Below are 3,986 nucleotides of genomic sequence, written 5' to 3' on the forward strand. Positions count from 1 at the left end.
GCTCCCGATACCACTCTCGCACCCATCGGCTCGGTGCGACGGACCCAGGTAGGCCGTGAGGCGACCGAGCCAATGCGCGAGGACATCCGCCTGCTCGGCGCGATTCTTGGCGACACGGTGCGCGAGCAGAACGGCGACGAGGTGTTCGACCTGGTGGAGCGCGCACGCGTGGGGTCCTTCCAGGTGCGGCGCTCCGAGATCGACCGGGCCGATCTCGCAGGCCTGTTCGACGGCATCGACATCGGCAAGGCCATTCCGGTCATCCGTGCGTTCACGCACTTCGCGCTGCTCGCCAACGTCGCCGAGGACATCCACCGGGAACGACGGCGTGCCGTGCACGTCGCTGCGGGGGAGCCGCCCCAGAACAGCAGCCTGGCCGCGACCTACCTGAAGCTGGAATCCGCCGAACTGGACTCCGCCACCGTCGCAGACGCCCTCACCGGCGCCCTGGTGTCGCCGGTGATCACCGCACACCCCACCGAGACTCGACGCCGGACGGTCTTCGACACCCAGCATCGCATCACCGGGCTGATGCGACTTCGCATGCGCGGCCACACGCGCACCGACGAAGGCCGCAGCATTGACCTCGAACTGCGCCGAAACATCCTCACGCTGTGGCAGACGGCGTTGATTCGGTTGTCCCGGTTGAAGATTCAGGACGAGATCGAAACGGGGCTGCGTTACTACCCCGCCGCGTTCTTCGAGGTGATCCCTCAGGTCAACGCCGAGGTGCGCACTGCGCTGCAGGCGCGCTGGCCCGACTCCCACGTCCTGGAGCAGCCGATTCTGCGGCCCGGTTCCTGGATCGGAGGCGACCGCGACGGCAACCCGAACGTCACGGCCGACGTCGTCCGGCTGGCCACCGGTAGCGCTGCCTACACCGCACTGGCGCACTATTTCGTCGAGCTGACTGCCCTGGAGGAGGAGTTGTCGATGTCGGCGCGGCTGGTGCACATCAGCGACGAGTTGGCTGCGCTTGCCGACACCTGCGCCGAGCCCGCCCGGGCCGACGAACCCTACCGGCGCGCGCTGCGGGTGATCCACGGCCGCTTGACGGCCACGGCGGCCGAGATTCTGGACAGGCAACCGGAGCACGAGCTCGATCTGTGCATGAAACGCTACGAGATCCCCGGCGAGTTCCTGGCCGACCTCGACGTCATCGACGCGTCGCTACGCAATAACGGCAGCGCGGTGCTGGCCGACGATCGGCTCGGCAGGTTGCGGGAAGCCGTGCACGTCTTCGGGTTTCACCTCTCGGGACTTGACCTTCGCCAGAACTCCGACGTGCACGAAGAGGTCATCGCCGAGCTGTTGGCCTGGGCGGGAGTGCATCCCGACTACCGATCGCTGTCCGAACCCGACCGCGTGGAGCTGCTGGTCGCCGAGTTGGCGACCAAGCGGCCGCTGGTGAGCCCTGGCGCGCAACTGTCCGAGCTGGCCCGCAAGGAACTCGACATCACCGCCGCCGCCGCGAGGGCCGTCCGCGTGTTCGGCCCGCAGGCCGTGCCGAACTACATCATCTCGATGTGCCAGTCGGTCTCGGACATGCTCGAGGCGGCGATCTTCCTGAAGGAAGCCGGCCTGCTGGACGCCTCAGGCGGCGAGCCCTACAGTCCGGTCGGCGTGGTTCCGCTCTTCGAGACCATCGACGATCTGCAGCGAGGGTCCTCCATTCTCGAGGCGGTGCTCGACCTCCCGCTGTACCGGGCGCTGGTCCACTCCCGCGGCGAGCAACAGGAGGTCATGCTCGGGTACTCGGATTCGAACAAGGACGGCGGATATCTCGCCGCCAACTGGGCTCTCTACCGCGCCGAGCTGGACCTGGTGGAGTCGGCTCGCAAGACCGGAATTCGCCTGCGGCTCTTCCACGGTCGCGGCGGGACCGTTGGCCGCGGCGGCGGCCCGAGCTACGACGCGATCCTGGCGCAGCCTCCCGGCGCGGTGAAGGGCTCGCTGCGCATCACCGAGCAGGGTGAGGTGATCGCCGCCAAGTACGCCGAGCCGACCATCGCGCACCGCAACCTGGAGACGCTGCTGGCCGCGACGCTGGAGTCGACGCTGCTCGACGTCGAGGGACTCGGTGACGCGGCGGGCCCGGCCTACGAGGTGCTCGACGACCTGGCCGCGCGGGCTCAGCGCGCTTACTCCGCACTGGTGCACGAGACACCCGGTTTCGTGGAGTACTTCAAGGAGTCGACGCCGGTCAGCGAGATCGGTGCGCTGAACATCGGCAGCAGGCCTGCATCCCGAAAGCCGACCACGGCGATCTCGGATCTGCGGGCCATCCCGTGGGTCCTGGCCTGGAGTCAGTCGCGCGTCATGCTGCCGGGTTGGTACGGCACCGGCACCGCGTTCGAAGACTGGATCGCCGAGGGGGACGGCCGGCTCGAGGTGCTTCAGGATCTATACGAGAAGTGGCCGTTCTTCAGGTCCGTGCTCTCCAACATGGCCCAGGTGCTCGCCAAGGCGGATATGGGTCTGGCCGCGAGGTATTCGGAGCTGGTCGCCGATGAGGCGTTGCGGCACAGGGTCTTCGACAAGATCGTGGCCGAGCACGACCGGACCATCAAGATGCTGCGGCTGATCACGGGTCAGGACGACCTGCTGGCCGACAACCCCGCCCTCGCGCGGTCGGTGTTCAACCGCTTCCCGTACCTCGAACCGCTCAACCACCTGCAGGTGGAGTTGTTGCGACGGTTCCGCTCCGGCGACGAGGACGAGTTGGTGCAGCGCGGCATCCTGCTCACCATGAGCGGGCTGGCGACGGCGCTGCGCAACAGCGGTTAGGGCTGCGGCGCGAGCAGCAGAAGACGACGCGTTTTACCTGACCGCTCCTGGGGTCGACAACCAGACTGACGGAGTGTCGATCTCCGACGCTGCTCAGCGGATCTTGCGCCGCGTCAACGGGATTGCATCTATCAGCAATGCCGGATTTCGCCAGGTTCAGGTGACCGGCAGGTACGGCAACACTGACGGTGGCGGACACGTCGTGATTACACCCGGTCCCGCGGTCGTGCGCCTCGGCGGGGGACAACCCAGATCCGAGTCGCCCTCACCTTGGCCGAATCGCCTTGCACTCGCGGCCACTCGACCCGAGGGAGCAGAGGTGTTGCGGGTTGTCCGTTCGGCCCCGACGATGATGTCGTGCAGCGGTTCGCGATTCGCACGTTCCTGCGTCTCGCCTCACACCAGGCCGGAGAGTAATGCGAACGATATGACCGAGAACGCGTGATCGACGCTGAGTCGATGGCCGTTGCTTCGAAACCGCACCTCGCTCAAAGGCAACCCGCTCGAGGCGAGTTGACGATTCGAGCCGTTAGTTGGTTGTGGGTGGTGGTTGCGGTTGGAAGGGTTGGTACCACCACCAGTCGGCGCGTTCGCCGGTCGGCCCCGAGTAGGGTGCGACCGCGGGTGGGGGTTGCGTGGGTGGGCGGGCCAGCGATCCCGGATTGAGTTGTCGGCCGGCGCTGTCGGTGACGACGAGGTGGTGGGCGGGTCCGGTGATGGTGATGCCGCCCCGGTGGTGCAGCCGGTGATGGTAGGGGCAGACCAGGACCAGGTTGTCCAGTTCGGTGGGCCCGCCGTCTTCCCAGGCCCGGATGTGGTGGGCGTGCAGTCCGCGGGTGGCCCCGCAGCCGGGAACCACGCAGCAGCGGTCGCGGTGCTCGAGTGCACGGCGCAACCGGCGGCTGATCTGCCGGGTCGCCCGCCCCGACCCGATGACCCGACCATGACGTTCGAACCACACTTCGCAGTCGGCGTCGCAGAGCAGGTAGCGCCGTTCGTCCTCGGACAGCAGGGGACCTAGGTGCAGCGCGGCGGCCCGGTTCTCGACGTCGAGGTGGACCACCACGGTGGTGCGCTGCCCGTGCGGTCGCCGCGCCACGTCCGCCTCCCACCCGGCCTCGATCAGGCCCATGAACCCGTCGACGAGGCCGGGGAACGGCGGCACCTGCTCGGACATCTCAGCGCCGTCGGGATGATCG

2 protein-coding genes are annotated in these 3,986 nt (G+C 67.7%); one reads left to right on the forward strand and one right to left on the reverse strand.

Annotated features, from left to right (window positions below; all coding sequences use genetic code 11):
• Positions 1 to 2,787, forward strand: a 2,787-nt coding sequence (gene ppc / locus ACRDUX_RS19470; RefSeq protein ID WP_526415659.1) for a phosphoenolpyruvate carboxylase, incomplete at its 5' end; no start/stop codon positions are given.
• A gap of 529 nt (positions 2,788 to 3,316) precedes the next feature.
• Here the strand turns inward: ppc and ACRDUX_RS19475 are convergent.
• Positions 3,317 to 3,986, reverse strand: a 670-nt coding sequence (locus tag ACRDUX_RS19475; RefSeq protein ID WP_526415660.1) for an HNH endonuclease signature motif containing protein, incomplete at its 5' end; no start/stop codon positions are given.

Origin of the sequence: Mycobacterium sp. (assembly GCF_050701675.1) — a bacterium.
Classification (GTDB): domain Bacteria; phylum Actinomycetota; class Actinomycetes; order Mycobacteriales; family Mycobacteriaceae; genus Mycobacterium.